Source organism: Bradyrhizobium sp. LB13.1, from assembly GCF_054056815.1.
Window position 1 is genome coordinate 3,456,628 of sequence record NZ_JBSRYQ010000001.1, and the last position, 25,560, is coordinate 3,482,187.

The window sequence follows — 25,560 nt, forward strand, 5'->3', positions numbered from 1 at the left end:
TGATCTTGGTTCATTTCCGAAGATGCCATTTTCGCGTGAACCGGCAAGCTCTTGGGGCCGACTACTTGATGGCCAGGGTGGTTCTTTGGACGGCTGTCGTGAAACGTCAGGAGGCCCAGCCCCGGGGCGGACTTGCCGGCACTGCCAGTGGCAGGCAGGATTTCCGCGGTTCTTGCATAACGTCTGATCAGCTCTTTGCAGCGGGTCATTCGATCGAAGGAGGGAGTTTAAGCCCACATGGGCCAGCTTACTCAGGATACCCGCCTCTGCGAACTCAAGACGCCTCTTGGCAAAGACGTTCTGGTTTTTGCCGGATTCGAAGGCTCGGAAGGTCTCAGTGAACTGTTCGAGTATCGCATCGAGTGTCTCAGTGAGGATGCCGACCTCGACTTCGACCGAGCCATTGGTCAGCAATGTACGCTGACGATAAAGCTGCATGAAAAGGAGCGCGAGTTCAGTGGCATTCTGACGGAGGCCCAGTGGCTCGGGGTAAACAACGACTATTTCAGCTACCGGATCGTGCTGAGGCCTTGGTTTTGGCTGTTGTCGCGAACCACCGATTGTCGGATCTTTCAGGACAAGAAAGCGCCGGACATCATCAAGGAGGTCTTCAACGAACGCGGCTTCACCGATTATGAATCCAAACTGACCGAAGAGGGGTCCTGTCCGAAGCTCGAATATTGCGTTCAGTACCGGGAGACTGACATGAATTTCGTGTGCCGGCTGATGGAACAGCACGGCATCTACTACTTCTTCAAGCACGAGGGCGGCAAACATACGCTGGTGTTGGCGGACTCCAAATCGTCGCATAGCCCAATCAACGGTCTTGCTGCGATTCCCTATATCCCATTGACGGGGGCCGATCGTCGAGGCGAGCAGCATATCTACGAATGGGTCTCGGAGCGCCGGTTTCGGACCGGCAAGATCGAGCTCAACGACTACAACTATCAGAAGCCCAACGCGCAGATGATCAGCGACGCCAAGGGCTCCGAGCACTACACTCGGTCGGAGATGGAGTTTTACGACTATCCAGGGAAGTTCAAGGAAAAGTCCGACGGCGAGCGCTACGCGAAAATCCAGCTTCAGGCCGAGCAGGCAATGGACCGGAGGCGCCGCGGCAATGGCGACGCCGTCAACCTGTTCCCCGGTGGGCTAACGAAACTTGAAAAGCACTCCAAGGATTCGCAGAACGTGGATTATCTCGTGGTGCGAGCCACGCACTCGTTCTCGATCGAATCTTATCGCACCGGCGGTCCGAGCGACGCCGGGCAACACGTTTATTTCGGCAGCTACGAGTTTCTGCCGAGCGATCGGCCGTTTCGAGCGCCGATGCTGACCCCGAAGCCAAGGATCAATGGCATCCAGACTGCCAAGGTGGTGACCAAAGACGACAATTCGAGCGAGGAAATCGACGTCGAGTCGCTCGGCGAAATCTACGTCCGCTTTTTCTGGGATCGCAAGAAGAAGCGGTCGTGCCGGTTGCGTGTCGCCCAGGTTTGGTCTGGCAAGCGCTGGGGCGGTCAGATCATCCCACGCGTCGGGCAGGAAGTCGTTGTCGAATTCCTGGAAGGGGATCCGGACCGGCCCCTGGTGATCGGCACCGTGTACAACGACGAATACAAGCTGCCCTACGATCTGCCGTCGAAGAAGACGATTGCGGGGTTGAAGTCCGACTCCACCAAAGGCGGCGGCGGCTTCAACGAGTGGAATTTCGAGGACAAGAAGGGATCCGAGAAGATCACGGTGCATGCCGAGAAGGACCATGACGTGACGGTCCGCGACACCGAGACACGGACCATCGGCGAAGCTGCATTCGGCGGCGACACCCGCAAGACCACGCTCAAGAAAGGCAATGACAAACTCGATATCGAATTGGGCGGTCAGCACATCACGCTGGCCATGGACCAGTCCGTCAATGCGGGCATCAGCATCACGCTCATGGCCAACGCCAATATCACCCTGCAGGTTGGTCCGAGCCAGATTATCCTGACCCCGGCGGGTATCGTCATCAACGCGCCGACGATCGCCATGACAGCGCAGGCCGGCATGGCGCTTGCTGCCGGCGGTCCGCTGGTCGCTCACGGCACTCCAACTCTTGTCGGTTGACGATCATGGGGCAGGTTAGATTCGGCACGGTACAGGATCTGTTTCAGGCCTATCCCTTGGCGCGCTATGATGTCGGCAGAGCCGACGCTGACAAGCCTTCGCTGGATTTCCTTCAGGAGGCCGCCGACGCGTGCAATTGGCACCCCGCCGTGTCTTACTGTGCCTACCTGCTTCCAAGGCGCGTGGCAATTGGCTGGGGATGTCGCTCTCTGCGACGGATGTTCGACCGTTTCGATGCCAGCGATAGCAGGTCGCTCAATATTGTGGAGACCTGGGTCCGGCAACCGGACGAGCAGTCCCGGAACAAGGCGCTGGCTGTCGGCAATGCCAACGATCCTGAGCAGCCAGCAACGTGGCTGGCGCTGGCGGCCGGCTGGTCCGGTGGAAGCGTGGTTCCCCCGGAATTTGCGCCCGTGGAAGCCAAGCCAGATCAGGCCGCACGGGCGGTGCGTACAGCACTGCTGATTGGCCTCTGCCGGCTCCCCCGTGACTCCCGGGACCAGATAATGACGTCATGCCTGGAGGATGGTATTCAATTGGCACGCGGCGAACCGCGCCCTCCGCGCTAACGAGACGATGTGATGGTGCTGCGCTTTAATATCGAGAACGAACCGAATCTTCCGGACGGCGGACCTGTGTCGTTTACGGTCACCGGCAGGCGTTCGGTCGATATTGGCCGGGACCGTCACCTCGACTGGACGCTGCCGGATCCGGCGCGGACGATTTCCGGAAAGCATTGCGAGGTGCACTTTCGCGACGGTGGCTATTGGCTGCACGACGTCTCGACCAACGGCACCTTTCTCAATGGTGCCGACCAGCGCATACGCGGGCCGCACCGCTTGCGCGACGGCGATCGGCTCACGATCGGCCACTACATCATCGGAGTTTCGCTGGAGGCTGAGGCTGGCGGGCGCACCCCACACCATGAGGCGCAACTGCACGAACCCTCGGGCCAGCAGCATGCGGATTACGGAGAGCTTTGGACGGCCGATCGTGACGTTCCGCCGCCGATCGATCCGCAACTGTTGAAGAAGCCACGCGAGGCTCCGCGGCCCGTCAATCCGGGGTTCCTGGATTGGGCGGCGAGCGTCCCGGCGCCGGGTGTGGACCCATTTCGACGGTCATCGCCGATGTCTCCGTACCAACCGTCCGTGCAGGACGACGACATGAACTGGGCAGCCGGTCCGGTCACCGCGCCGAAACCGCAAGTCGAGCGCCCGCCAGCCATTCCGACTCCACGCCGGCCGTCGGTGTGGATCGATGATGAATCAGCCGCCGCCCAGCCGCTAGCATCGCCATCGCACCCGCAGGTTGAGACGTCGCGCCCGGCGCAAGCAGCAGACGAGGGCCCTGTCACGGCCAAGCCAGTCGGTGGTACCGACTTTGCGCGACTGGTGGCGCGCGCTGCAGGATTGCCGGACAACTTCTTTGCCAGCAAGTCCGATGCCGAACTCGCCGAACAGCTTGGCATCATCTTGCGTATGACCGTGGACAATCTGATGGCGCTGCTGCAGGCGCGAACCCAAGCCAAGCAGCTGACCCGTAGCACCAGCCAGACCACCGTCCAAGCGCTCGAAAATAATCCGCTGAAATTTTCGCCGACCTCGGAAGAAGCGATGCGCATCCTCTTTGGGCCGCCGACGCGCAGCTATCTCGACGCACAGCGCGCCTTTGCACAGGGATTCAGTGATCTCAAGTCACATCAATTGAGGACCTATATGGCGATGCAGCACGCTGTCCATGAGCTGATTGCGGGCATAGATCCGACGCTGATGGCGCGCGAGCTCGAGCTTCAGCGTGGCGCAAGCTCCTGGCTCGGCACGAACAAGGGCAAACTCTGGGACGAGTTCTTGACGCGCTGGAAGGCGCATCTTGGCCGCGACAACAGCGCGCCGATCGAAACCTTTATGTTGCTTTTCTCGGACTATTACGACCGCGGTGACAAGCCCGGTTCAAAGTAAACTTTCGGCGACCACGCGGTTGCCGACAATTTCTAAGTGGATGTAGGAATGTCTTGGTACAGCAAGGTTTTCTGGTCGGAAGGTCTGTTTCTGCGGCCGCATCATCTGCAGCAGAACGACCGCTACATCGAACACTTGCTGGAAAAGCGCGTTCGCTACACGACACCATACCCCTGGGGCTTTGCCCAGCTAGAGATCGATAAGGATCTTACCGAACAGAGCAAATTCGCGGTGCGCAATGCGTCCGGCGTCATGCCGGACGGTACGCCCTTCGATATCCCTGCGGACAGCCCAATACCCGAATCGATCGATGTGCCGGAGACGGCCGCAGGCCAGATCGTCTGGCTGATGATGCCGGTCGCGGCGCCAAACACCCGCGAGGTCGACGAGGACCGCACCGACAGCGCCAGTCGCTATGTCCGTACTTCGGAAACCTTCATTGACTCGACCTCGGCGCTACGCATCGAGGAAGAGATCGACATCGCTTATCCGCGCTTGTCGTTCGAACTGCGCAAGACGAGCAAGCCCGGATACATGGGCCTCGGCATCGCGCGCATTCTCGAGGTGCGCGACAAGAACATCCTGTTCGACGACAAGTTCGTGCCGCCGATGCTGGTCTGCGCCGCGCATCCGATCATCGATGGCTGGCTCAACCGCATCATCGGCTGGGCTGAGACTAAACTCGACGAGCTGGCGCGTTACGCGGTCGATCCGTCATCCGGTGGTGGGTTGCAGAGCGTCGACTATCTGGTCCTGCAAGTGCTGAACCGTACCATTCCCGTGCTGACTCATTTCCAGCGCTCCGGCAGCGTGCACCCCGAGCGCCTGTACGAGGAATTGCTGAGGTTCGCGGGTGAACTTGCGACGTTTTCCACGGCGGAACGGCGGGCGCGCAACTACCCGGCGTACAATCACGACGATATCGAGAACGTCTTCACACCCTTGGTCAGCGACATCCAGGACTTCTTGAGCGCGCGGCTGGGCCGGCGGGCGATCCGCCTGGAGATCATCGAGCGCGCACAGAATGCGTTCGTATCGCCGATCCGCGATCGAGCGCTATTCCGAAATGCGACCCTGGTGCTGGAGGTTGCCGCACGGCGGCCGCTTGTGGAGATCCAGAACGATTTCCCGCACCTGTTCAAGGTCGGGCCGAACACCAAGATGAACGAGATCGTGCACGCAAACCTGCCGGGCCTGACGCTGGCGCATTTGCCGACGCCGCCGCCGCATATCCGGGCCATCACGGATCACGTCTATTTCTATCTCGACCGCAAGTCGCCGCTGTGGCCCGAGTTCAGTACGGCTGCGTCGATCGGAATGCACTTTTCCGGCGACTGGCCCGAGCTTGAGCTGTATCTTTGGGCTATCCTGGAAGACAGGCCATGAGCGACAAGGACAAGCCGGTCAATCCTTTCGGTCGGGGCGAACGGACGATCATCCGTCCCAATCCCGGCGGGAAGTTGCCGCCGGCGCCGACCTCTCAGCCTCCGCCGGGCGAGGGGCCTGCTGCACGCCCGGCCTATTCGCCATCACCCGTACCCTCTCCCGGCGCGCCAGCGCCACCATCATCCTTTTCGCCCGTTCCACAGGGCTCGAACTACGCCTCCGCGCCGGCCAGCCATCCAGCCGAGGAATGGATCTCGACACCCGCGCAAGGCCACGTGCCGCAACCCATGTTCCCGCCAGGGCCGCCGTTGCGCGTTGACGATCTGGTCGCGCCAAATGCCAATCCGGTGATGCGCGCTGCGGGCCCGTTGCTGCAACTGCTCGGTCGATTGCGGGTGGCGCTCATGCGAGCGTCATTCGCCAGCCTGATGGAGCAGGTCGCAGACGCGATCAAATTCTTTGAGAAGGACATCCGTTCAGCGGGCATTTCCGAGCACCAGGCCAACACAGCGAAATACATCCTGTGTGCCACTGCCGACGATATCGTGCAGCACATCCCAACCGAAGAGCGTCACGTCTGGACGCAATATTCGATGCTGAGCCGGTTCTTCGGCGAGCGTGTCGGCGGCGTCCGTTTTTTTGAGATCCTCGACCATTTGAAGGTTGATCCACTGGTCAACTATCCGGTCCTCGAACTTCAGCACACCTGCCTTGCGCTTGGTTTTCAGGGCATCCACCGGACGTCAGGGGGCGGACTTGCGAACCTGCAACTGATCCAGCGCAACCTCTATGAATTGCTGCGCCGGGTCCGACCGAAAACGATGAGCGACCTGTCGCCCAACTGGCGCGGGCAGGCGCTGGCGGGACGCCGGCAGCGTCTGCGTGTTCCGGTCTGGCTCGTGGCAGCCGTCGTTGCCGCGCTGCTGACCGGGTCCTATTTCGTTCTGCGGACGCTCCTCGCTGGGCGGGCAGAGAATGCTGCCCAGGTGGCGCTCGCGCTCCATCCGGCCGGCCCGATCGAGCTCAAGCGTCAGGTCGTTGCACCACCCCCACCGCCGCCGCCTCCGCCGCCGCCGGATCGCATTACCCAGTTGCAACGCATCCGCAATGCGCTCGCGAAGGAGAACACCGCCTGTGCCATGACGGCGGACCAGACCCCCAGCTTCATCGTGATCAGGGTCTGCGACCTAGCCTTGTTTGCGTCGGGCCAGGCGACCATCCTCGACGGCTTCAAGCCGATCGCACTCCGCGTCGCAGCAACCCTCGACAAGGAGCCGGGACGGATCCGGGTCGTCGGCCATACTGACAGTTCGCCGATCCGCACAGTCCGCTTCCCGACCAATTTCGAGTTGTCGGTCGAGCGCGCCAAGGCGGTTGCCGCGGCACTGAAACCTGGTTTGACCGAAGGTTCGCGCGTCGACGTCGAGGGCAAAGGAGCAGATGCGCCAATCGCCAGCAACACAACACCCGAGGGACGCGCCAAGAACCGGCGCGTCGAGATCTTTATCGAACGCAGCGAATAGGCACACACCGCCGGATCGGGTGGTTTGCGACGGGTACGGTTAGATGCTTGCCAAGGACATTCTCCGCATCGTTCTCTACGGAGTCGGGCTCAGCTCGCTCGGAGCGGTGATCTATTTCGCCGGTCCCTTCATCGCGTTCGGCGATTGGCGGCCGCTGGAGAACCATATCGTCCGGCAGATCGCTATTCTGCTGCTCACCACGGCCGTGGCAGGCATCGTTGGCCTCAATCTGTTCAAGCGGCGCAAGGGTGCCAAGGAGATTGCCGATGGCATCGCCGGTGCAGACCAGCCCGTCAGCGATGAACCGGTGCTCAAGGAGCGCATGAAGGATGCGCTCGCGACGCTGAAGACCGCCAGCGGCAACAAGTCGGGCTATCTCTACGATCTCCCCTGGTATGTCATCATCGGTCCGCCCGGCGCCGGCAAGACCACGGCGCTGGTCAATTCCGGGCTCAAATTTCCGCTCGCACGGGGGGCGACGCCCGCGGCGATCGCAGGGGTCGGCGGTACCCGCTACTGCGATTGGTGGTTTACAGAGGAGGCGGTGCTGATCGATACCGCCGGCCGCTACACCACCCAGGACTCCAACAGCAAGGCCGACAAGGACAGCTGGCTGGCGTTCCTGGACATCCTAAAGAAAAGCCGGTCGCGCCAACCGATCAACGGCGTCCTTGTCGCCATCAGTATCGAAGACATCCTGACGCTGCCGAAGCAGGAGCTCGCACTTCATGCCGATGCCATCAGGATGCGCCTGCTCGAGCTGCATCAGAGGCTCAAGGTCAGCTTCCCGGTCTACGCGCTATTTACCAAAGCGGATCTCGTTGCCGGCTTCACCGAGTATTTCGCCTATCTCGGGGAGGCCGGCCGCCGCCAGGTCTGGGGTGCCACGTTCCAGACCGCCGACAAAACCCAGAATCTCGTGGGGCAGATCCCGGTCGAGTTCGATCGTCTGCTGGAGCGCCTGAGCGAGGAGACGCTCGACCGTCTGCAGGACGAGCCGACGCCCCAGCACCGCGTGCAATTGTTCGGCTTTCCGGCACAGATGGCGCGGCTCAAGCCCCAGATCCACGATTTTCTCAACCTGATCTTCGAGCCGACGCGCTATCACGTGAACGCGAACCTGCGCGGCTTCTACTTTACCTCGGGTACGCAGCAGGGCACGCCGATCGATCAATTGATCGGGTCGCTGGCACGCACGTTCGGCGCCGAGGAGATCGGTTCCGGATCCTATTCGGGCACGGGCAAGAGCTTCTTCCTCGCCGATCTGATTTCCAAGGTCATCATCGGCGAAGCCGACTGGGTCTCGACCGACCGTGCCGCGGTGCGCCGCACGCTGATCCTGAAGGCCGCAGCCCTGTCATTGATCGGTCTGGTCTCGATCGGACTGATCGCAGCTTGGCTGATGAGCTACAAGCGGAACTCCGATTTGATCGAGCAAAGCCTGCAGGCGGATAGCGAGTATGCGGCCGCCGGCGCACCACTTATCAAGCAGACGTTGATTGCCGATCATGATCTCGACAAGGTGCTGCCGCTACTCTACCGCCTCCGCAACGCCCCCGCAGGCTACGGATCGCGCGGCGAGTCGGTGCCTCTGTCGGCTCGCTACGGGCTCAGTCAGCACGCCCGGCTGCTGTCGCCCTCGAAGGCAGCCTATCATGCGGCGCTTGAGCGCATGTTCCGGCCGCGCCTGCTGTATCGCCTGGAGGAGCAGCTCAATGCGCGCATAAACGAGCCTGCTTTCGTCTATGAGGCGCTCAAGGTCTATCTGATGGTCGGCGGCCTGCAGTCGCCGGACCGCGAGCTGATCCGCTCCTGGATGCAACGTGACTGGGCGGATAACCTCTATCCTGGCGCCACCAACGCGGAAGGGCGGCGTCTGCTCGACGAGAACCTCGTGGCAATGTTCGACCTCGAGACCGAACAGCAACCGCTGGTCGAACTCGACGGCCGGTTGATCAAGCAGGCCCAGAGCTCCTTGGCGCGCCTGAGCGTGTCGCAACGAGCCTACGAGTTTCTGAAATCAGAGGCTCGCGCATCGATCGCCGGCGACTGGATCGCCAGCCGCCGTGGCGGCCCCGACACGGGCGTCGTGTTCGAAACCACGACGGGGCAGCCTTTGGACGCCGTGCGGGTACCTGAGTTTTTCACGTATAACGGCTTCCATCAGAAGTTCGTTGCCCGGCTGTCCGGATTGTCAGAGCGGATGAAGCGGGAGCGATGGGTTTTGGGAGATGCCGGCCAGCAGTCGGCCATCGACCAGCAGTACGACAATCTGGCCGGCGATCTGCTCAGCATCTATTCCAACGATTTCGTGACGACCTGGCGAACGGCGCTCGGGAGCCTGCGCCTGAAGAAGCTGCTCGCCGACAAGCCGAAATATGAGGTGCTGCGGGCGCTTTCGGCGCCGACCTCGCCGATGCGGCAAATTCTGGAATCGGTGCGCGACGAGACGGTGCTGACCAAGGAACGGGCGAAGCCGGCGAGCGCTTCGGCTCCAGCTGCCGCACCGGCGCCAGCACTCTTCACGAATGCCCAGGATGGACCGCCTGGCGCGATGATCGAGGCGCAGTTCAAACCTTACCACGCGGCGCTCGAAGGCGAGAGCACCCGCCGGCCGATCGACTCGACCGTCGCGAACCTGAACGACATCGCGCAGAACCTGACGCTAATCATCGAGAATCCCCAACTGACCGCACAAGCCACAGCCGCGCTTCAGACCCAGGTCGCAGCACTCCGCAACAATGCCTCGCGCATGCCGCCGCCATTCTCCGACATGCTGCGAACAGCAGCCGCGGAGTTCGAAGGCAGCATCGCGGCTTCGACCGCCGGGCAAATCCTGCAAACGTTGCGCGATCAGGTCACGCCGGTCTGCCAACAGACCGTGACTAACCGCTACCCGTTTATCCGCGGCAGCGGCCAGGAAGTTCCGCTCGCGGATTTTGCCAAATTGTTTAGTCCGAATGGCGTTATGGACAGGTTCTTCACCCAGTACCTGGCACCTTATGCCGACACGTCGCGGTCGGACTGGGCTTGGCGAAAGGAGAGCCCCGTTGGTCGGTCGTTCTCGCCCGACACGCTCAAACAATTCCAGAATGCGGCTTATATCCGGGATGCGTTCTTCCAGACGGGCGGCGGTGTGCCCGCCGTTTCATTCGCGATCCGACCCCCTGGGGCACCGGGGCCAGGCGTGACAGTTAAGACCGAGATCGGCGGCACCACGATTGCGAGCCCAACCATTCCCGGATCGGCCCCTTCGTCCTTGTTCGGCGGCCCGCAACCTACGCCACCGCCACAGCCGCAGAGCAACTCGCCGACTACCGTCCTGTGGCCGGGCCCAGCGCCGCGAACGGCAATTTCAGTCAGTAACGACACCGGCCCGCCATCCGTGCTTGAGCGCATTGGTCCCTGGTCGTTGTTTCGGATGCTGGAGGCGGGCTCGTTAGTGGTGAAAGCGGAAACGGCCAGCGCGAGTTTCATCGTCGCCGGGCGCGAGCTCAACTATCAAATTTCGACTGGATCGTTGCGCAACCCGCTGAACCTGTCAGTGCTGCGCGAGTTTCGTTGCCCGACCGGGATATGACCATGCGTTGCGGGATATTCGGCAAAATCGGTGCGAAGCGCGATTTCATCGCGATCGCCACCCCGCGCAGCTTCCTGGAAGCCTGGGAGCCGTGGGTACAGGCTGCGCTGTCAGCAAGTCGCCACCAGCTTGGCCCAGGATGGCAGCAGGCCTTTCTGACCGCGCCGGTCTGGCGGTTTTGGCTCGGCGCCGCGATCTGCGGCACGACAGTGGCGGGTGCGATCATGCCCTCGCTCGATGGGGTGGGGCGATACTATCCCTTGACCCTGCATGCGGTGACCGGCGAGGCCGTCTCGCTGCCGCCGCCAAGCATTGATCCGCAGGACGAATGGTTCGGGCAAGTGGAGGCGTTCCTGCTTTCGACCCTGGATCGGGCCGCAACCTTCGAGCAGATCTCCGATGCATTGGATCGGCTTGCGGTGCCACGACTGCAGGAGACCATCGCCGGCGATCCGCCGGTCACGTGGCTTGGTACTGCGGCAATGGGGAGGGCTTCGGCGGTCGAAGCCTTCGCGGGGTCGTTTGCAGCACTTTGCGCTGCCAACCCACAGGTCTACGCCGCGGCTAGCTTCTGGTGGACCGCCGGAGGGGAAGGCTTCCCGCCAATGGCGCTGAGTTGTCGCGGATTGCCAGATCCGTTTCATTACGTCACGCTGCTGACCGGTGATCTCGGCCTCGCGGCATCGGGGAATGGATGACGCGCGATGGTGCATATTCCGTCCTTGTTCGATGTAGGTAGCGTCACCCATGCCGGACGGGTGCGGGAGCGGAACGAGGATTCATGTTTGGTACGAACCGACGTTGGCCTGTGGGCGGTCGCCGACGGTATGGGGGGGCACGAGGCCGGTGATCTCGCCAGTCGCATCGTAGTGCAGTCGCTTGACGCGATCGGCACGCCAGAATCAGCCGCAGACCTGCTGGCGGAATGCGAGGAGCGGCTTTTCAGCGCAAACCAGCAGATACTGGCGCTTAGTCATGAACGACAGGGTGCTACCGTCGGGACCACAGCGGCGGTTCTGCTCGTTCGCGATAGCTACTATGCCTGCATATGGGCGGGTGACAGCCGGGTCTACCTTATCAGTCGCGGCGCAATTCGCCAGGTGTCGCATGATCACAGCGAACTGGAGGAGCTGATCGCAGAAGGTGCGCTGTCGCGCGAAGACGTGAATGATTGGCCGAGCAATGCCATTACGCGTGCCGTCGGTGTCGCCGATGATCCGGAATTTGAGGTGGTGACAGGCCCCGGCCGAGCCGGAGGATATCTTCGTGATCTGCAGCGATGGCCTGACCAGGCACGTGCAGGACGACGAGATCCTGCAGCACGCGGCTACGCGACGCGCCCAGGCGGCTTGCGATGACATGCTCGCGCTGGCTCTTGTTCGTGGCGGGCTTGACAATTTGACGGTTGTGATCGTGCGACTGCTGACGCCACGATCTCAGGAGACGACAAGATCTCCGCTCAATCGGGAGCCGCAACCATGACTCCGAGCGATCCGTTCCGATCGTCCTATCACGGCGTGCCGCCCGGCACCCGTCTCAACGGCATTTACGAGATCGAAGCGGTGATCGGCGCGGGCGGCATGGGTGAGGTCTACAAATGCCGTGAGATCCAAACTGGATCGCCTGTTGCGGTGAAAATGCTACTGCCCGACGTGGTTGATAACGAGGCCGCGCTCGCGCTGTTCCGTCGAGAGGCCGCGGCACTCCACAATCTTCCGCATGACGCGATCGTTCGCTACTTCCTGTTTACCGTGGAGCCGGTGCTGCAGCGACCTTATCTCGCGATGGAGTTCGTGAATGGCCGCTCGCTCTCGAACATGCTCGATGATGGGCCGTTGACCTTCGAGGCGCTGATCAGGCTGATGCAGCGTGTCGCATCGGGACTGGAGGCCGCCCATGAGCACGGCATCATCCATCGCGACGTGTCCCCGGACAACATCATCGTTCCGCTCGACGACGTCAGGCGGGCCAAGATCATCGACTTCGGCATCGCCCGGTCGACCCAGATGGGTGACAAGACCATCATCGGCTCGGGCTTCGCTGGCAAGGACAACTACGCATCGCCGGAGCAAGTAGGGTTGTACGGCAATGACGTGACTGCGAAATCCGATGTCTACAGCCTCGGTCTTATGCTGTTCCATGCGCTGACCGGACAGAAACTCGACATGGGCGGCAGCCAGTTTCAACTGGTGGAGAAGCGCCGGCGAGTGCCCGATCTCGGCGCGGTGGATATGCGCATTCGGCCTTTGCTGGAGCGGATGCTGCAGCCTGATCCGGCATTGCGCCCGACCATGGGGGAGGTCAACAGCTGGACGCCAACCGGTTCGGCCCAGACGCCGGCCGCGCCGTTATATGGCTTCGATCCGCTGCGGCGGCCGGAAAGCGCGGCGCCGGCGCCGCAGGACCGTATGCCGTCGACCGCGCGGAGTCCGCGCAGCCTACGGCTGGGGGCGGGCGTCGCGGCTCTGTTGCTGCTGGTCTGCGGTGGATATGCCTTCTACAAGCTGGTCTGGTCAGCGCCAGGCCGCGCGGTCTTGCCGCCACCTCCGAAACTCGCCGGAACAATGGCGCCGCCGAAGATCGAGCCCGCTGGACCACAGCCCGGACGCCAAGAGCCGGAGAAGCTGTCCGCGCAGCCGACGGCGACGCAGTCTGGGGCACTCGATGGGTCCGGGCGCGCTGAGCGCATCCGCAAATACGTGGCCCAATATTCCGGCGGTGACTGCTTCTTCGTCTTGCCGATTGCCGTGAGCCCAAATGCCGCTGTCATCGAAGGGTTCGGTGCCTCGACCGCCCCATTCGACACCTTCGACAAAGCGTTTCGGCGTGATCAGGGTTTCGAGGCTTCGGTCGGCGTCAGGCAAGTGACCCAAGCGCAATGCCCAGCCGTCAAGTTCTTGAATCAGGTCGGGAGCGATCAGGCGCGAATGCCACGCATCACCTTGTCAGCGACAGAGCTGAAGGGCGGTGAAACCCTCAATGGGACCATTGAGAACTTTGCCAACCGCGTGGTGGAGCTGCTCATGGTGTCGGATCGCGGCGAAGTCCAGAGCCTGTCTTATCTTCTGAAGCCGGGCATCGACTCACTTTCGTTTACGCTCCCGACAGCGCGCGCGAGCGGTCCGCAATTGCTGTTGGTCGTGGCGGTCCCGCAGGTTCTGGACTCATTGCGCCAGCCGCGACCGATGGCGGCCGACACGTTCTTCCTGCAGGCGCTAAGCGAGGCTCAGCGCAACAAGGTGACTGTCATCGCGGCCGCGCGCTACGTGCTGCTCACCAATTGACCGGCACGCTCAGAATGTTCCGATCACCAGGATTTTCAGGTCGGCATCCGGCTTGAAGTCGCTTGCCGTATATTCAAGCGTGTTTCCAGTAGCCGACGAGGCCTTTAGCCGCCCAGGACAGAAGCTCACCAAACGGTCGCTGCCGCCTGGGTCGATAATCAGCTTGAATGACCGGATCGGCCCAGCCCAATTCGCGCCGGTCTTGAGCACGTACGATATGCGCCGCTCCTGCAGATTCGCGCTGTTGGTCTGGTTACCGCCCGCGCGCTTATCGAGCTCGGCGAGGAACGTATCCTGGACGCAGTATTCTTTCCGGTAACGCGCGACTTCCTGACCGAGTGCGCTGCTGCGGCGCAGGCTCGAGCGCAGAATGGTGTCAGGACTGGAGCCGACGCTCGGCCGGTACTGGTGTTCGACCGTGACGGCGCGTATGGGCGGAAACACCTGCTGGCGCACAGCCGAGGTCTTGATAACCCAACCCGGCGCATACTGCTGGCGACCGTTGTCGCTCATTCCGGCAGGCACCAGAAGTCCGTCGTCCACGAGCCGGGTCCGGGTCGCCGCGGGTAGATCGGTCACCCGGATCTCGCGGCCACCAATCGGCAGCAGCGGCAACTTGAGTTCGCGGAGCAGGGCACTGACATCCCTGTTGCCAACCACGGCGCGCTGATCGACGGTCAGCGGCGCCGGGTTGCCGTCGACCTTGGTCTCGAAGTCGACGAAGTTGATCGGATCATTTGACGGCAGTGCAACGTTCTCAGCCCCCGACAGGTCGATGTCGGGCAGCGGAAAGGCAACAGTAAGCGTGACTGGCTTGGCGGTGACGTTGGCGAATTGGTAGCGAACGCTGATCCTGTCGAGCGCGATACGAAGGTTCTCGCTCTCCATGGCCACGTCATTGGTGCGTACCAACTGGAGCCCACCGATCGATAATTCCGCAGCCGAGTCGTTGGCGCGTGCCGGCGAGCCTGTCGCAACCAGCAGCGCGACCATCAGGGCCCGTATCCGGAACGACAGTCGGGTGGAGGGTCCGTTCGGCAATCTGGTCTCTATGCGGCGTCGCAGCATATGCTGGCTCCATCCGATGCGGGTCAATCGATCGGCTGATAAAGATCGCCCCAGTCGGGCTTCCAGACCCCGTCTGGATCGCACACCACGAGCGCGAGCTTGACGTCGTTTGCAAGCCGGATCGCGCTGCGAAAAGCATCCTGAGCCGGCAATTGCGCGCTGACCTGGTCGGTGGTCAGCCGTCCCTGGCTCGCGGCGGCAGGCAGCACGATCGATCCGGAGGCGCCATCATTGTCGCGTTTCAGGAGTAGCGTGATCGCGTCGGACTGGACTTCGTTCACTTGCTCAAATCTATTCCGGGCCATGGTTTTCCACCGCAAGCTGAGGAAATTTCGGACGATCACCGTCCAGTGATAGAATTGAACGTGATTGAGATTGCTCACCACTAATTGACGCGCCGCATCAACGGCATCTCGGATTAGTCGATCCGACGCGGCGATCGGTTCGGGGTACATTGAGGCGAACATGCTTCGTCCAAATCATTGGATCTGGGTCTTCATCGTTGGCGCTGGCCTTATCGGAACCAAGGCGCACGCCGACGATACTGTCGTACGCAGCTTTGCCGGCGGTTCGGCTGCGTCCATGGTCGGCATCGTCCCGGCCAGCGAGGACGTGGAACTCGCGGGACCGCAAGCACTCAGCGCCAACGGGCAGGGCAACCTTTTTGTGCTCGATCAGATCAACGGTCGCATCCTCCAGTTTGACCCGAAACAGCCAAATTCCTATCCTGACGTCCTCAAGATGCCTAAAGACGTCCAGCCGACTGATCTGGTCGTCCACGATGACGACATAATGGTTTGGGACGGCGGCGTACGGACGCTGAAGGCAGCGCCGGGGCAATCCACCCGCGGACTCGGTGGTGACGTGATCCAGCTTGAGGAGGTCTCGAGCCGTGGGGCGGACGATCAGGTCGCCGTGTCCGCTTTCGCCCAGATGGGATCGCAGGCGCCCGGCAGCGCGGCAGACCTGCTCGGTCAGAACACCCGCGCGGCCATCATCAAGATGACTCGGCAGCCCGACCGGCAATATGTGGCTTCCCGAAGCAAGGGCTCGGTGATCGCCGATATCATTCCTGACAAGGGCAATGCCAGCGTACGGGTCGAGATCCAGACCATGGTCACCAACGAGACCATCGGCCAGCTCGGCCTGCGCGTGCGCAACCAACTCGGCACGGTGGAGTTTCTCGAGATCGACAACAGCGACCGCTTCTACGTGCTGGCCGAGGACGTTCCGCCATCGGGAAAGAACGCCTCCACGTTCGTCGCACGCTATGCCGCGAATGGGCGTCTCGAGGGAATCTATGAGCTTCCTCTGGAAAATACGCCGCTGACCAGACGGTTCGTCACGGTTTCGGGTGATGGCGACGTCTATTTCCTGCGAACCAAGCCGGACGGTATCGAAGTGGTGGGCGTTGGGTTCCGACCTCTGACCAATGCCTCGATTATCGACGTGCGGCCGTCGCGAACGACAACAGCGCCGGCACCACAATCCGACGTCAAATTTGACGCTTCGGCCGCCGTGAGGCCGTCCAATCGCCAGCAGGCGATCGAGACCGCGTTTGCGTTCGAGGGTATCCAGTGGAAATTGACGCAGGCGAACTACGGCAACGATCCCGATAGCCAATGCAGTGGCTTCAGCCGTGTTCGTCGGCCGTGGTATCTGCAGGGAAAAGTGAACCAGGAGGTGCGCGGCGTACCCTATTGCTGGGGCTGCCACGGTTCGCTCGCGAACTTCCGGCAGCGGATCGAGAGCGGAACGCTGGCTGGCAATGTGTGCACTCGCAATGCGCCACGGCCGGATGTGGCTGGCGTCGACTGTTCGGCATTCGTCAGCGCCGCGTGGGGGCTCTCCGTCCACTACACGACTGCCGCCATCCCCGCGATCGCAGCGCCCGTGGCAAATCCTTGGGACCTGAGGCCCGGTGATGCGCTGAACAAGCCGGGCTCGCATGTGATGTTGTTCCTGCGGTTCACGCCCGATCGCAAGGCTGAGGTGATGGAGTCCTCGACCGGTGGCTGCAACGGCCGCGTCTGTCGCAACGTCTATCCGTTGGCGAGCCTGCTCGCGCGCGGCTATGTTCCGGTCCGCTTTCGGGCGTTCGCGGATGATCAGACGACGGTTTCAGCGGGCGCCTATCAGGAGACCGAACAACCGCCGGCGGGCCGCAAAACGGCAAGCAAAAGGCGCTGAACCCAGCGTGTCGCCAGAGCTACAAAATGGGTAGGCATGATGTCGAGGTGGATCACGATGCGGATGCCCAGAGGACTTGATTGCGGGATCGGGCGGCTATGCGCCACCGTCGGGCTCGCTGCGTTGATCGGACTGGCAATCCCGCAAGCGCATGCGGCAGGAGATTTGTCGATCAGCAATCCAGACGGGGCGGCAGTGCGCGCGCTCGTGATCGGGATCGACGACTACCAGCACGTGCGCAAATTGAAGGGTGCGGTCGCTGACGCCACGGACATCGTGACCAGCCTGAAATCCATGGGGGTTGACGACGTCATCGAACTGACTAACGCCCAGGCCGACAGGGCAGGCGTCCTGCGCGAGATCAGTGCACTGGTGGAGCGGACCAAGAACAACGACCTCATCTTTCTGTCGATCGCCGGTCATGGCACCCAGGAGCCGGAGCGCCTCAAGGGCGCGGAGCCGGACGGGATGGAGAACGTGTTCCTGCTGCCAGGCTTTGAAATCACGCCAACCGGGTCCGTTGAGCGTGTTCTGGGCAGCGAGTTCAACCATTTCATCCGGCAGTTCGAGCTGCGCGGAGCGAGGGTGATCTTCGTGGCTGATACCTGTCACGGCGGCGGTATGGTGCGCGATATCGATCCGCGTGCCGCTGAGATGAGCTTCCGGCAGGTCCCGCGCTACACGTTGCTGGTCGATGAACTGAAGCCGGTGTCGGACAGCAACGATCCGAAGTCTGAACTTGACCTTGACCACACGGCGTTCCTGGCTGCGGTGGACCGCTACACCAAGGCGCCGGAAGTCCGCATCCCTGGCATCGATGGCCTACGCGGGGCTCTGAGCTATGCGGTCGCGCGCGCGGTGGAAGGCAGCGCGGACATCAACCACGATGGGAAGGTGACGCTTAAGGAGCTTTTCAGCAATGTTCGGCAGGTGGTCTATCAGCTCTCGGACCAGCGCCAGAACATCGTGACCATATCATCGCCAGCTCAGACGCCGGATACCGACGTCGCCTTCGGATTGACGCGCGGTGTCGTACTGATTCAGGGGCCGGCCGCGAGAGCGGCCTCGGGTCACGCCGGAGCCGGGGTGCCCGTCGAGGGACAGGCGCCCGCACCGTCGGTTGTCACGGCCAAGGCACCAGCCGTTCCGACCCTTGCCGGGGCGACCAAGGAACTTCCGACTGGCGACGCGCCGGGGCCCCTCCGCCTCGCTGCACCAATCCGGCTGGCGGCGCTCGACGGCAAGACGACTTATTTTGTAAGCGTGAAGCCAAAAGATGTTCCCGTGCAGGCTGTTCAACCGACGGATAATCCCGACCTGATCTGGGATCCAGTGTCGCACGACGTGATCGCTTGGGGTGATGTGGTCGCCTATGGGATGGACGTTGCCAGCCTGCCGACGGTGATTGATCGGACTGCGGCAATTCGTGAACTCAAGCGCATTGCGACCCGGTCGCCGCAGGTGATGCGTATTTGGCCAGACGATCGCCAACAACGTGCTGGCCAGACCATCGAAGTTGACCTGTCTGATGTGGCATCAAGGGCGGTGCTGCTGTTCAATGTGTCCGGCGATGGCACCATCCAATTGTTGTATCCGGTGGGTGCTGATGCGGCGTTGGCCCGATCGGCGAGTTTGCGCCTACCGCTCAGGGTCGGCGAGCCGTTCGGTGCGGAACAGATCGTTGCGGTGACCTCGCAGCAACGCATGGTCGATCTTGAGACAGCCCTAGTGCAGTTCAACCGGCGTCGCGCCTCGGGGCAGGTGATCAAGAGTCTCGAGCGTTACTTGCCGGCGGACGCGCGAATCGCCTCGATCGGCTTCTTCAGTGCTCCCTGACTATTAGGGGGCAAGCCATGCCGTCATCGCAGCCGACCCGCCAGGAGCGACCATGGCTCGCATTCCTGCTGCTACTGGCGGGTAGCGGAGCTGCGTCCGCAGCACCGTTGCCGACGGGCTCGTTGCATGTCGGCACGACGTACGCACGTTGGCTTTGGCCCGTACAAGCGGTGCGCAGGCAGACCAATACCGCGAGTGTGTCCCTTCAGATCCTGCCGAGTCAGACCGTCAACGTCGGCGGCAAGATCTCGTTCGGCGTCACCGCCAGGAAGCCTGGATATCTCATTTTGGTCGACGTCGACGCGGAAGGGCGGATGTCCCAGATCTTTCCGACCCCCGAGCTATTGGCGCAATCGAACGAACGCGACATTAATCTCGTCAAGCCGGGTGTCGAATTTGTCATCCCTGCTCCGGCGGCGCGGCAGCGTGGTTTTGAATATGTCGTCGCACCGCCGACGGGGTCCGCAGTGATGATCGCCATCCTGAGCGAGCGGCGCGTGCAATTGCTCGATTTGCCGGACATGCCCCGCAAGCTGGAAGGTCAGGCCGACGCGTTGAGCTATCTATCGGCCTGGACCAGTGACCTGCGCGTGCTGGACAACGCCAGCGGAAAGCTGTTGCCGAACAATTGGTCGTTCGACGTCAAATCCTATTCCATCAGGTGAACTCGTCCGGACGAGTCGTCCAGCTCAAAGCTTGCTGAGCCGGCTGAGGAAGCCGCCGCGGGCGATCATGTAATGAATGTCGCTGGGGAAGGGAAACGCTCTGCGAGCATTGGAAATCGCGTGTTGGAGGAACTCACCACTCGCCGGCGCAGGCTTCTGATGCAACCGTGGTTGGTCGGCGACCTGAGGTAGCATGAACCGATCCACGAAAGCTTCGTCAGATCGGCGACTCTGACCATCTGACCGAATGCCGGGAACTGATCGTAGTGACCTACGGTCACGCGGAGGTTCTTGAGGCCGGGCGCTGAGAATGCGCTTGATTGCCGTCGGAGATCGCCAGCCCGCGTCCTATCAGATCCAACTTCACGGACTGCGGCAGCGTTGACGGACCATACACGATCTCAAGCGCAGGGCCGCTCTGTCCAGCCAGCCACCGATACCAGAAGGTCGCATCGTCTGGCCGCGCCTTGGCGCCGTAAAGACAGTCAAATCCCCAACAAGCAGTCAGCTTCGCCTGATACTTTCCGAGCGTTCCGACCAGATTGCGCATGCCGTTACCACCGCCGGAGTGGCATGCGATGATGAGCTTGCCAATTTGGAGTTGAGGAATGGACGTCGAAGAGCGTCCCAGGAACTGGGCCAGAGCTCCAAGAATTTCCTCGAGGTAGCGTTCCCCCCAGTTCGACGTTGCCAGATCCTTGACGCTGTAATTTCCAGCAAAGGTGTCGCCAACGGCATATTCATAGCCCAGAAAAGGCGCTACGAGCACGACGTCCTTGCCGGAATCCCGAACTTGTTCGCGGAGCCGCGCTGGATCGTTGTGAAACAGGAATTCGTGGTCTTTGACGTAGAAGCCATGCAGCCAGATTACGATATCGAGCTTGGTGGCAGTGGTTACGTGCTTTGGCGGAAGATAGACCGCCGTCGGCTTCATGCCGGGCGCTAGCCGCTTCGTAAAGAGCGTCGCCCCTGGAAAGGAGGTGGCGTCCTTCTGTTCGAGCTCACACGCCACCACGAAGGTCGCTCCGCGTCGACCAGATCGGACGTGGACTTGGGCCGACCCGATGTTGCACTCAATTGTTCGCCATATCCTCGATACGGCTTCCTATTGGCGTGGCGAACTCGCGCCTTGCTAATTGCATACCTCGACATTCCCGGTGTTGCCACCGGGGCCTCCCCCGCCACGGTAGTCGAGGTGGCAGCCGCGACGGACCTGACGGCACAAATATTGGTCACAAACAACCTGGCCGCTGCCGCCTCCGCCACTTGCCTTCGCAGTGGCTTGTCGCCGCGGAACGTCTGCCATGGGCTCAGATCTTTCGCGCGCCGAACGATCGGCACGTGACGAACCTTCGTCCGTGTTGCGCTTGGCAACTGGCTTCTTTCCGCGCCGCTTCTCGCATTCGTTGTCATCGTTGAGGAACGAGCCCTCGGCACACGTGATCCTGACGCACTGGTCGCCGTTAGCCTTGTAGCCATGATCGCAGATCACGGGACAGACCCGGGTTGGCTTGAGTTTGATTGCGTCAAGCGCGTCGAGACTTGCGAGCTTGGCATCAAATTTCGTTCCCGCGTGCCGGTTGAACAGAGCCAACGAGCGCTGTGAGGCCGCATTCCATTGGCCATCTATGGTACCGGTGAAGCAGCCGACGCGGTTCAATTCGCTTTGTACGGACTTGGTGATATCGGCTTTTGCGATATCGGTCTGGCGCGGCTCGGCGCTGAGTGCGGCAAGCTTTGGCGGCGTATTGTCGTCAGCGGGTGCAGCGGCTGTAGGATTATCCTGGAAGGCACTCCCAACAGCCGGCTTATTCCCGGAGAGAGCAGCGACGATTGTAGATTCGGACGCAGTCCGTTTCCGTTCCGCCTCGGTGGCCTGCTCCTGCGCCGCCTGCTTCGCCTTCTCGGCGGCAATTCGGGCCTCTTCCGCAGCCTTCAGATCCGCGGCCGCCTTCTCCTGGTCGGCACGCTGGGCGCCCTGCGACATCAGGCGAGTTTTCTGCTGTTCAGCCTGCTGCGCCTTCGCTGTTGCCGCGACGCGTGCGTCCTCAGCATCGAGCTGATTAAGCTGCAGCTTCGCCAGATTTGCGTAGTATCCGTCCGGATGCTGGTCCAGGAACGCGTTCAGAGCGGGCTTGTTGCGTAGCTGCAAGGCCAATTCGTAATCACGACGAATTTCTGCCTGGGGATTGGCTGCTTGCACCGGCTCATCAGCCTTGGCAGCGGGAACAAGTGCAACGTCTTCGCCGCCCAGCGAGCCGTAGACATAGGGCTCCTGTCGGTTGCCCGTGGCTTGCAAGACATCATCGCGGACGAAGCCGAAGGCCCTGCGCAAGTCGAGCCCCGGCTTTGCGATGTACTTTACGAGAGCCGTCGCATACGGACTATTCTTGCTGTTGCCATCGAGTGCGGTTAGTCCGGCTTTCGCGGCAAACGCGATCAGCGTGTTGGAGACGGCGGGTTCGACCCTGGCCAGCCCGCGGCTGATTGATCGAGAGGCAACTGTACGCTTCATCGAATCGGCAAACGGATTGTTGCGGCACGCGTCGACGATCACCACGCGCAACAGTTTCGCAGGCTCGATTGCCAGCAGGACGCGGTCGAGCGAGAATGCTTCGTCATAGATATCAGTGTCACGTTCGAGTCTGGCGTCGGTCGGGATCAGATAGTTTGTCCCGTCGATCTCGATACCGTGGCCAGCATAGTACACCAGGGCTATGTCCGCATTGCGAGCCTGATCGGCGAATTCTCTCAGGGCCCGCCGCATATCAGTCGCGGCGAGGTTGAGCCTTGAGTCAACCACATCGAAACCTGCCTCCTTCAAGGTTGCGGTGATGGCCGCAGCGTCGTTGGCCGGGTTTGGGAGCAGAGGGGCGTTCTGATAGTTGGCATTGCCAACCACCAAAGCCACGCGCTTTGTCGCCCAGGCTGGTTGAGCTGCCAGTAACAGCGAAGCGGCAAGGAGAAGCAAAATTCGAAGGCGCCTGTATAATCTCATGGCGAACACCCAACTATGCCCATAAAATGGTAACGTCGCGAGGACGGCCGCGTAAGAAATAATTACTGAATTCGTACGCTAGTTGCGGCTGCCTATCGGCCTACAGTACCAATCTCGAGCCCGATCCATTCCTATGTGTTGTCTTGAAATGCGGACGCGTTCAAAAGGCACGGAAGATAATCGCGGCCCGGCGCTGTGGGCGGTTTCGTGTGGATGATGGGTACCGCCAGTGCCTATGTCTCGCGCGAATGAATTAAGTTTTTGAAATTACACGATTATTGCATCTTATGGTGTGCTTGCGACAGCGCGGCAGAAGGCTCTGGCTTAGTTCAAACAAAAGTTCCGCTGACGGCAGATCGAGGGGACGTGAAGTCTTGGGGGAGCGGCTTGCGGGTCGATCGTCTCGGTTACGGCTTGCACGGAGGTCAGGAGCCGGTCAGTTCGGCTTTCCATCTGCCCAGGCGATCGTCACCTTCATGTTCCCGCCGGAGCGCTCGGCCCGGAAATTGTTCCTGCGGTAGAGTTGAAATGAAAGTCCTCCGAATTGCGAAGGCTGGCCATGGTCAACCAGTCGATCGCGTCGGTAGCCGCTACCGGAAGGTCGTAGGAGCTCAAGTCGCCAGCCGGCTTGATCAGAAAGCGCTGAATGTAAGCCGCTCCATTTCGAAGGACGGCGCACGGGGATACAATCGCAATTCCGAACTTCGGAGAAGCTGATGCCAATTCCGTTGAGGGTTTACATCACGCCATTTGCCGAGAGGGGGAACGTTGAGCCCGGGCAATGGAGCAGCGAGACGGCCAAGAAGGCGCTCGACGTGGTCAATACGATCTGGTCAAAGGCCAAGATCGCGTTCGTGATCAGCGATTGCTTGATGGAGAAGCCGCTCGACATGGCAAAGAGCGCGCGCAGCAATGATCAGCGATTGCTGGGCGTTCTTGCCTCTCGGCACGATCCGGACAATGCCGTCCACATCTACCTCGTTAATTCGATTGAAAATCTGTCCGCCGGCGGAAGCTCATACCCCAATAGCCAACCGGAGCCGGCAAGCTTCGTCCAGTGGTATGGCAATGACCACGCCAATGGACGCGCCTGGGCTCACGAGCTTGGCCATCTGATGAGCCTCGATCACGTCGAGATCGACTATTCCAATGAGAAGCAGGCGGCGCAGCGTGTCAAGAACCTCATGACGATAGGATTGAGCGTCGGCTCTGACCTGACGGGCCAGCAGATTGATGCAGCCAAGGGCTCAAAGCTGGTCAAGCGATTTGGCGGATAAGTCGGCGGCCGACCGCAGAAGTCGTCACCTCCGTCGTTCTGCAGATCGCGCGCCCGCGGGAAACGGGCCATGGCGGCGACAGCCTTAAAGAGGGAGCAGATCGAGGATACGGCGCCAGGTTCCTATTCGCGAGATCCTCGTCGCTCCAATCCAGGCGTTGAGCGCGAGAGTCCATGATTGCGATCACGCTCGTAACCATTTCGCCCGCTTTGCGAAAAGCCATGCGCAATTGATACGCAAATGACCTCAACGATGAAATCACCAACGACCATATCAAGTGCTTCCGGGATATTGCGCTGCGGTTGCTGGACGACGCTTACCGTTTCGCTCTATTTTTGATGGGCGATCAGGCAGACGTAGAGCAAGCCGGTAAAGGTATTCTCCAGATGCGCTGCTTTAACAGCGGTTGGGTAGGGGCCTCCAAGTTTAGGGCGATTCCGCGAAGTCGTCGTGCTGTACGAATTCCAGGGCCCGTCCTATCGCGACTCCCTTAGATCGTCGCTGCTCCGATCGCGACAGTGATGTCGCGTATTGCACAAGCCCATACTGCCTCGGTGCCAGATCGAAATGGGAACAAGATCACAACCTTCGTTGCAGCTGTCGATTTCATGAACCTCTCTTTTCTTGCCAGCACTAAAAACAAGGTGGTCCTGCGCCGTCCGGCCGATCACCGACGAGTTCCTATTTGTCGATTGCAGGTTGAAGAGACATGTTCCACAAAACTGGTCGGGGCAAGGTTGACGTCGATCTGGATTTTTCGGGAGTGGGGGTTCTGCACGCGCGGCTTTGGAATTTCGATTTCGATGACTTTGCCGGCTACCAGTTTCGGGGCTTGAAGACAGAGCACTCCGAATTTCTGAAGAACAAAGTGGTTCCCCTGCTGGAGCACGACGCTGGTCAGATCTGGATGACGGGATCCGCGAGCCGGATCGGTACGGCTGATTGGAATATGACGACATCAGCCAACCGCGTGATTACGGTCGCGAAGTCTCTGTCCGAGATGGGCATCCACCCGGAGCAAATGCAGACGCACGCGATCGGCAATACGCAGACGGCAAATCACAGGCTGGACGAAGACAACGATAGATCCGTGGTCCTTTGGGTGCTGCCTAAGGTCTATTTCGAACCGATCATAAAGCCAGATTTGCCGCGACCCGTTCCGCCGAGACCAAAGGTCAGTCGAAATTTCAAGATAGCCATGCTGCTTGAGGTCGACGGTTCGATCTCGTTTGCAGCGAGAGCGGCAATCAAGCGCATCGTGAAGGGCAGGGCTGGAGCCGGGATTGCGTTTGCCAGCGCGTTGTTCTCCATATGGGATACGGAAAATAATTTGAAGTGCACCTACGTCTATGCGGCGGTCGGCCTGGGCTTTGGCTTAAGCCTTCCGAAGACCGGCGGCAGATCGGGTACCCTGCATGGCCCCTGGAATTCGTTTACGACCGAAAAGCCAATCTCCTGTTCGCAGTTCGGCAAGTCGATGCGCTTTACGACTATCGGCATAGGGGATGTAAGCAAGAACTGGATCCTGCTGGAAACGCCCAGGGGAGTGAAGGACGTCTACTTGAGCATCAGCACGGGCACGACCATAGGCGGCGGCGCGTCGACATACCCAGCCCATTTGAGCGCTTTCGTCCCGCTAGAGCGACCGAAGCCGTTTGGCGGGCCGTGAGTGAACCGGCTCATCAT

General features: G+C 61.1%; 18 protein-coding genes. 14 read left to right on the plus strand and 4 right to left on the minus strand.

The window, feature by feature from the left end; genetic code table 11:
• The first annotated feature begins 237 nt into the window (after positions 1-237).
• The 9 genes from ACVWYI_RS16195 to ACVWYI_RS16235 all read left to right on the plus strand — a co-directional run bounded on the left by ACVWYI_RS16195 (position 238) and on the right by ACVWYI_RS16235 (position 13,840).
• Positions 238-2,106: a type VI secretion system Vgr family protein gene (locus ACVWYI_RS16195; RefSeq protein ID WP_354105890.1), complete on the plus strand. Its 1,869-nt coding sequence runs from the start codon at positions 238-240 to the stop codon at positions 2,104-2,106.
• A gap of 5 nt (positions 2,107-2,111) precedes the next feature.
• On the plus strand, positions 2,112-2,675 hold the full coding sequence (locus ACVWYI_RS16200) for a DUF6931 family protein (RefSeq protein WP_456650498.1): 564 nt from the start codon (positions 2,112-2,114) through the stop codon (positions 2,673-2,675).
• Between the two features lie 12 nt (positions 2,676-2,687).
• Entirely contained in the window at positions 2,688-4,067 is a 1,380-nt protein-coding gene (gene tagH / locus ACVWYI_RS16205; RefSeq protein WP_456662596.1) for a type VI secretion system-associated FHA domain protein TagH, read from the plus strand.
• A 48-nt stretch (positions 4,068-4,115) separates the two neighbouring features.
• Positions 4,116-5,453 carry a type VI secretion system baseplate subunit TssK gene (gene tssK / locus ACVWYI_RS16210; protein WP_456662597.1) on the plus strand — a complete coding sequence of 446 codons (1,338 nt, stop codon included), beginning with the start codon at positions 4,116-4,118 and terminating at the stop codon, positions 5,451-5,453.
• Positions 5,450-6,976: a type VI secretion system protein TssL, long form gene (gene tssL, locus ACVWYI_RS16215; RefSeq protein ID WP_456662598.1), complete on the plus strand. Its 1,527-nt coding sequence runs from the start codon at positions 5,450-5,452 to the stop codon at positions 6,974-6,976. The genes tssK and tssL overlap by 4 nt, the downstream gene beginning before the upstream one ends.
• A gap of 43 nt (positions 6,977-7,019) precedes the next feature.
• Complete coding sequence (gene tssM / locus ACVWYI_RS16220) at positions 7,020-10,556, plus strand: type VI secretion system membrane subunit TssM (protein ID WP_456662599.1); 3,537 nt, start codon at positions 7,020-7,022, stop codon at positions 10,554-10,556.
• A complete protein-coding gene (gene tagF / locus ACVWYI_RS16225; protein WP_456662600.1) occupies positions 10,553-11,254 on the plus strand; it encodes a type VI secretion system-associated protein TagF in 702 nt (233 codons plus the stop codon). Before tssM ends, tagF begins: the two co-directional genes overlap by 4 nt.
• Before the next feature lie 6 nt (positions 11,255-11,260).
• The gene (locus ACVWYI_RS16230; protein WP_456662601.1) at positions 11,261-11,914 is read left to right on the plus strand and encodes a PP2C family protein-serine/threonine phosphatase; all 654 of its coding nucleotides are present in this window, start codon (positions 11,261-11,263) and stop codon (positions 11,912-11,914) included.
• A gap of 120 nt (positions 11,915-12,034) precedes the next feature.
• The gene (locus tag ACVWYI_RS16235) at positions 12,035-13,840 is read left to right on the plus strand and encodes a protein kinase domain-containing protein (protein WP_456662602.1); all 1,806 of its coding nucleotides are present in this window, start codon (positions 12,035-12,037) and stop codon (positions 13,838-13,840) included.
• A gap of 9 nt (positions 13,841-13,849) precedes the next feature.
• On the opposite strand, the gene ACVWYI_RS16240 is transcribed toward ACVWYI_RS16235, so the two are convergent.
• Together ACVWYI_RS16240 and ACVWYI_RS16245 are read right to left on the minus strand one after the other, a co-directional pair.
• Positions 13,850-14,833: a DUF4424 domain-containing protein gene (locus ACVWYI_RS16240; protein WP_456662603.1), complete on the minus strand. Its 984-nt coding sequence runs from the start codon at positions 14,831-14,833 to the stop codon at positions 13,850-13,852.
• A 98-nt stretch (positions 14,834-14,931) separates the two neighbouring features.
• Positions 14,932-15,375, minus strand: coding sequence for a hypothetical protein (locus tag ACVWYI_RS16245; protein WP_354105895.1), 444 nt, complete (start codon positions 15,373-15,375; stop codon positions 14,932-14,934).
• On the opposite strand from ACVWYI_RS16245, the gene ACVWYI_RS16250 reads away from it, so the two are divergent.
• Genes ACVWYI_RS16250 through ACVWYI_RS16260 form a run of 3 tightly spaced genes read left to right on the plus strand, consistent with a single transcriptional unit; the run spans position 15,374 to position 19,599 of the window.
• Entirely contained in the window at positions 15,374-17,098 is a 1,725-nt protein-coding gene (locus tag ACVWYI_RS16250) for a hypothetical protein (RefSeq protein ID WP_456662604.1), read from the plus strand. The genes ACVWYI_RS16245 and ACVWYI_RS16250 overlap by 2 nt on opposite strands.
• A 57-nt stretch (positions 17,099-17,155) precedes the next feature.
• On the plus strand, positions 17,156-18,934 hold the full coding sequence (locus ACVWYI_RS16255; RefSeq protein ID WP_456662605.1) for a caspase family protein: 1,779 nt from the start codon (positions 17,156-17,158) through the stop codon (positions 18,932-18,934).
• Between the two features lie 17 nt (positions 18,935-18,951).
• Positions 18,952-19,599 carry a DUF4384 domain-containing protein gene (locus ACVWYI_RS16260; protein ID WP_456662606.1) on the plus strand — a complete coding sequence of 216 codons (648 nt, stop codon included), beginning with the start codon at positions 18,952-18,954 and terminating at the stop codon, positions 19,597-19,599.
• A gap of 277 nt (positions 19,600-19,876) precedes the next feature.
• Here the strand turns inward: ACVWYI_RS16260 and ACVWYI_RS16265 are convergent, their stop codons facing one another.
• Together ACVWYI_RS16265 and ACVWYI_RS16270 are read right to left on the minus strand one after the other, a co-directional pair.
• A complete protein-coding gene (locus ACVWYI_RS16265; RefSeq protein WP_456662607.1) occupies positions 19,877-20,614 on the minus strand; it encodes a hypothetical protein in 738 nt (245 codons plus the stop codon).
• A gap of 117 nt (positions 20,615-20,731) precedes the next feature.
• The gene (locus ACVWYI_RS16270) at positions 20,732-22,597 is read right to left on the minus strand and encodes a caspase family protein (RefSeq protein ID WP_456662608.1); all 1,866 of its coding nucleotides are present in this window, start codon (positions 22,595-22,597) and stop codon (positions 20,732-20,734) included.
• Positions 22,598-23,469: 872 nt separating this feature from the next.
• Here ACVWYI_RS16270 and ACVWYI_RS16275 point away from each other — a divergent pair.
• Positions 23,470-23,874: a hypothetical protein gene (locus tag ACVWYI_RS16275; protein WP_247340864.1), complete on the plus strand. Its 405-nt coding sequence runs from the start codon at positions 23,470-23,472 to the stop codon at positions 23,872-23,874.
• A gap of 709 nt (positions 23,875-24,583) precedes the next feature.
• Positions 24,584-25,543, plus strand: a complete 960-nt coding sequence (locus tag ACVWYI_RS16280) for an OmpA family protein (RefSeq protein ID WP_247340861.1) — start codon at positions 24,584-24,586, stop codon at positions 25,541-25,543.
• The last annotated feature ends 17 nt before the right edge of the window (positions 25,544-25,560 follow it).

What these genes read in the sequence shown, in the direction of transcription:
- ACVWYI_RS16195 (WP_354105890.1), top strand. Translation starts at nt 238, where the DNA reads ATGGGCCAGCTTACTCAGGATACCCGCCTCTGCGAACTCAAGACGCCT.
- ACVWYI_RS16200 (WP_456650498.1), top strand. Translation starts at nt 2,112, where the DNA reads ATGGGGCAGGTTAGATTCGGCACGGTACAGGATCTGTTTCAGGCCTAT.
- tagH (WP_456662596.1), top strand. Translation starts at nt 2,688, where the DNA reads ATGGTGCTGCGCTTTAATATCGAGAACGAACCGAATCTTCCGGACGGC.
- tssK (WP_456662597.1), top strand. Translation starts at nt 4,116, where the DNA reads ATGTCTTGGTACAGCAAGGTTTTCTGGTCGGAAGGTCTGTTTCTGCGG.
- tssL (WP_456662598.1), top strand. Translation starts at nt 5,450, where the DNA reads ATGAGCGACAAGGACAAGCCGGTCAATCCTTTCGGTCGGGGCGAACGG.
- tssM (WP_456662599.1), top strand. Translation starts at nt 7,020, where the DNA reads ATGCTTGCCAAGGACATTCTCCGCATCGTTCTCTACGGAGTCGGGCTC.
- tagF (WP_456662600.1), top strand. Translation starts at nt 10,553, where the DNA reads ATGACCATGCGTTGCGGGATATTCGGCAAAATCGGTGCGAAGCGCGAT.
- ACVWYI_RS16230 (WP_456662601.1), top strand. Translation starts at nt 11,261, where the DNA reads ATGGTGCATATTCCGTCCTTGTTCGATGTAGGTAGCGTCACCCATGCC.
- ACVWYI_RS16235 (WP_456662602.1), top strand. Translation starts at nt 12,035, where the DNA reads ATGACTCCGAGCGATCCGTTCCGATCGTCCTATCACGGCGTGCCGCCC.
- ACVWYI_RS16240 (WP_456662603.1), bottom strand. Translation starts at nt 14,833, where the DNA reads ATGGTCGCGCTGCTGGTTGCGACAGGCTCGCCGGCACGCGCCAACGAC.
- ACVWYI_RS16250 (WP_456662604.1), top strand. Translation starts at nt 15,374, where the DNA reads ATGCTTCGTCCAAATCATTGGATCTGGGTCTTCATCGTTGGCGCTGGC.
- ACVWYI_RS16245 (WP_354105895.1), bottom strand. Translation starts at nt 15,375, where the DNA reads ATGTTCGCCTCAATGTACCCCGAACCGATCGCCGCGTCGGATCGACTA.
- ACVWYI_RS16255 (WP_456662605.1), top strand. Translation starts at nt 17,156, where the DNA reads ATGCGGATGCCCAGAGGACTTGATTGCGGGATCGGGCGGCTATGCGCC.
- ACVWYI_RS16260 (WP_456662606.1), top strand. Translation starts at nt 18,952, where the DNA reads ATGCCGTCATCGCAGCCGACCCGCCAGGAGCGACCATGGCTCGCATTC.
- ACVWYI_RS16270 (WP_456662608.1), bottom strand. Translation starts at nt 22,597, where the DNA reads ATGAGATTATACAGGCGCCTTCGAATTTTGCTTCTCCTTGCCGCTTCG.
- ACVWYI_RS16275 (WP_247340864.1), top strand. Translation starts at nt 23,470, where the DNA reads ATGGAGAAGCCGCTCGACATGGCAAAGAGCGCGCGCAGCAATGATCAG.
- ACVWYI_RS16280 (WP_247340861.1), top strand. Translation starts at nt 24,584, where the DNA reads ATGTTCCACAAAACTGGTCGGGGCAAGGTTGACGTCGATCTGGATTTT.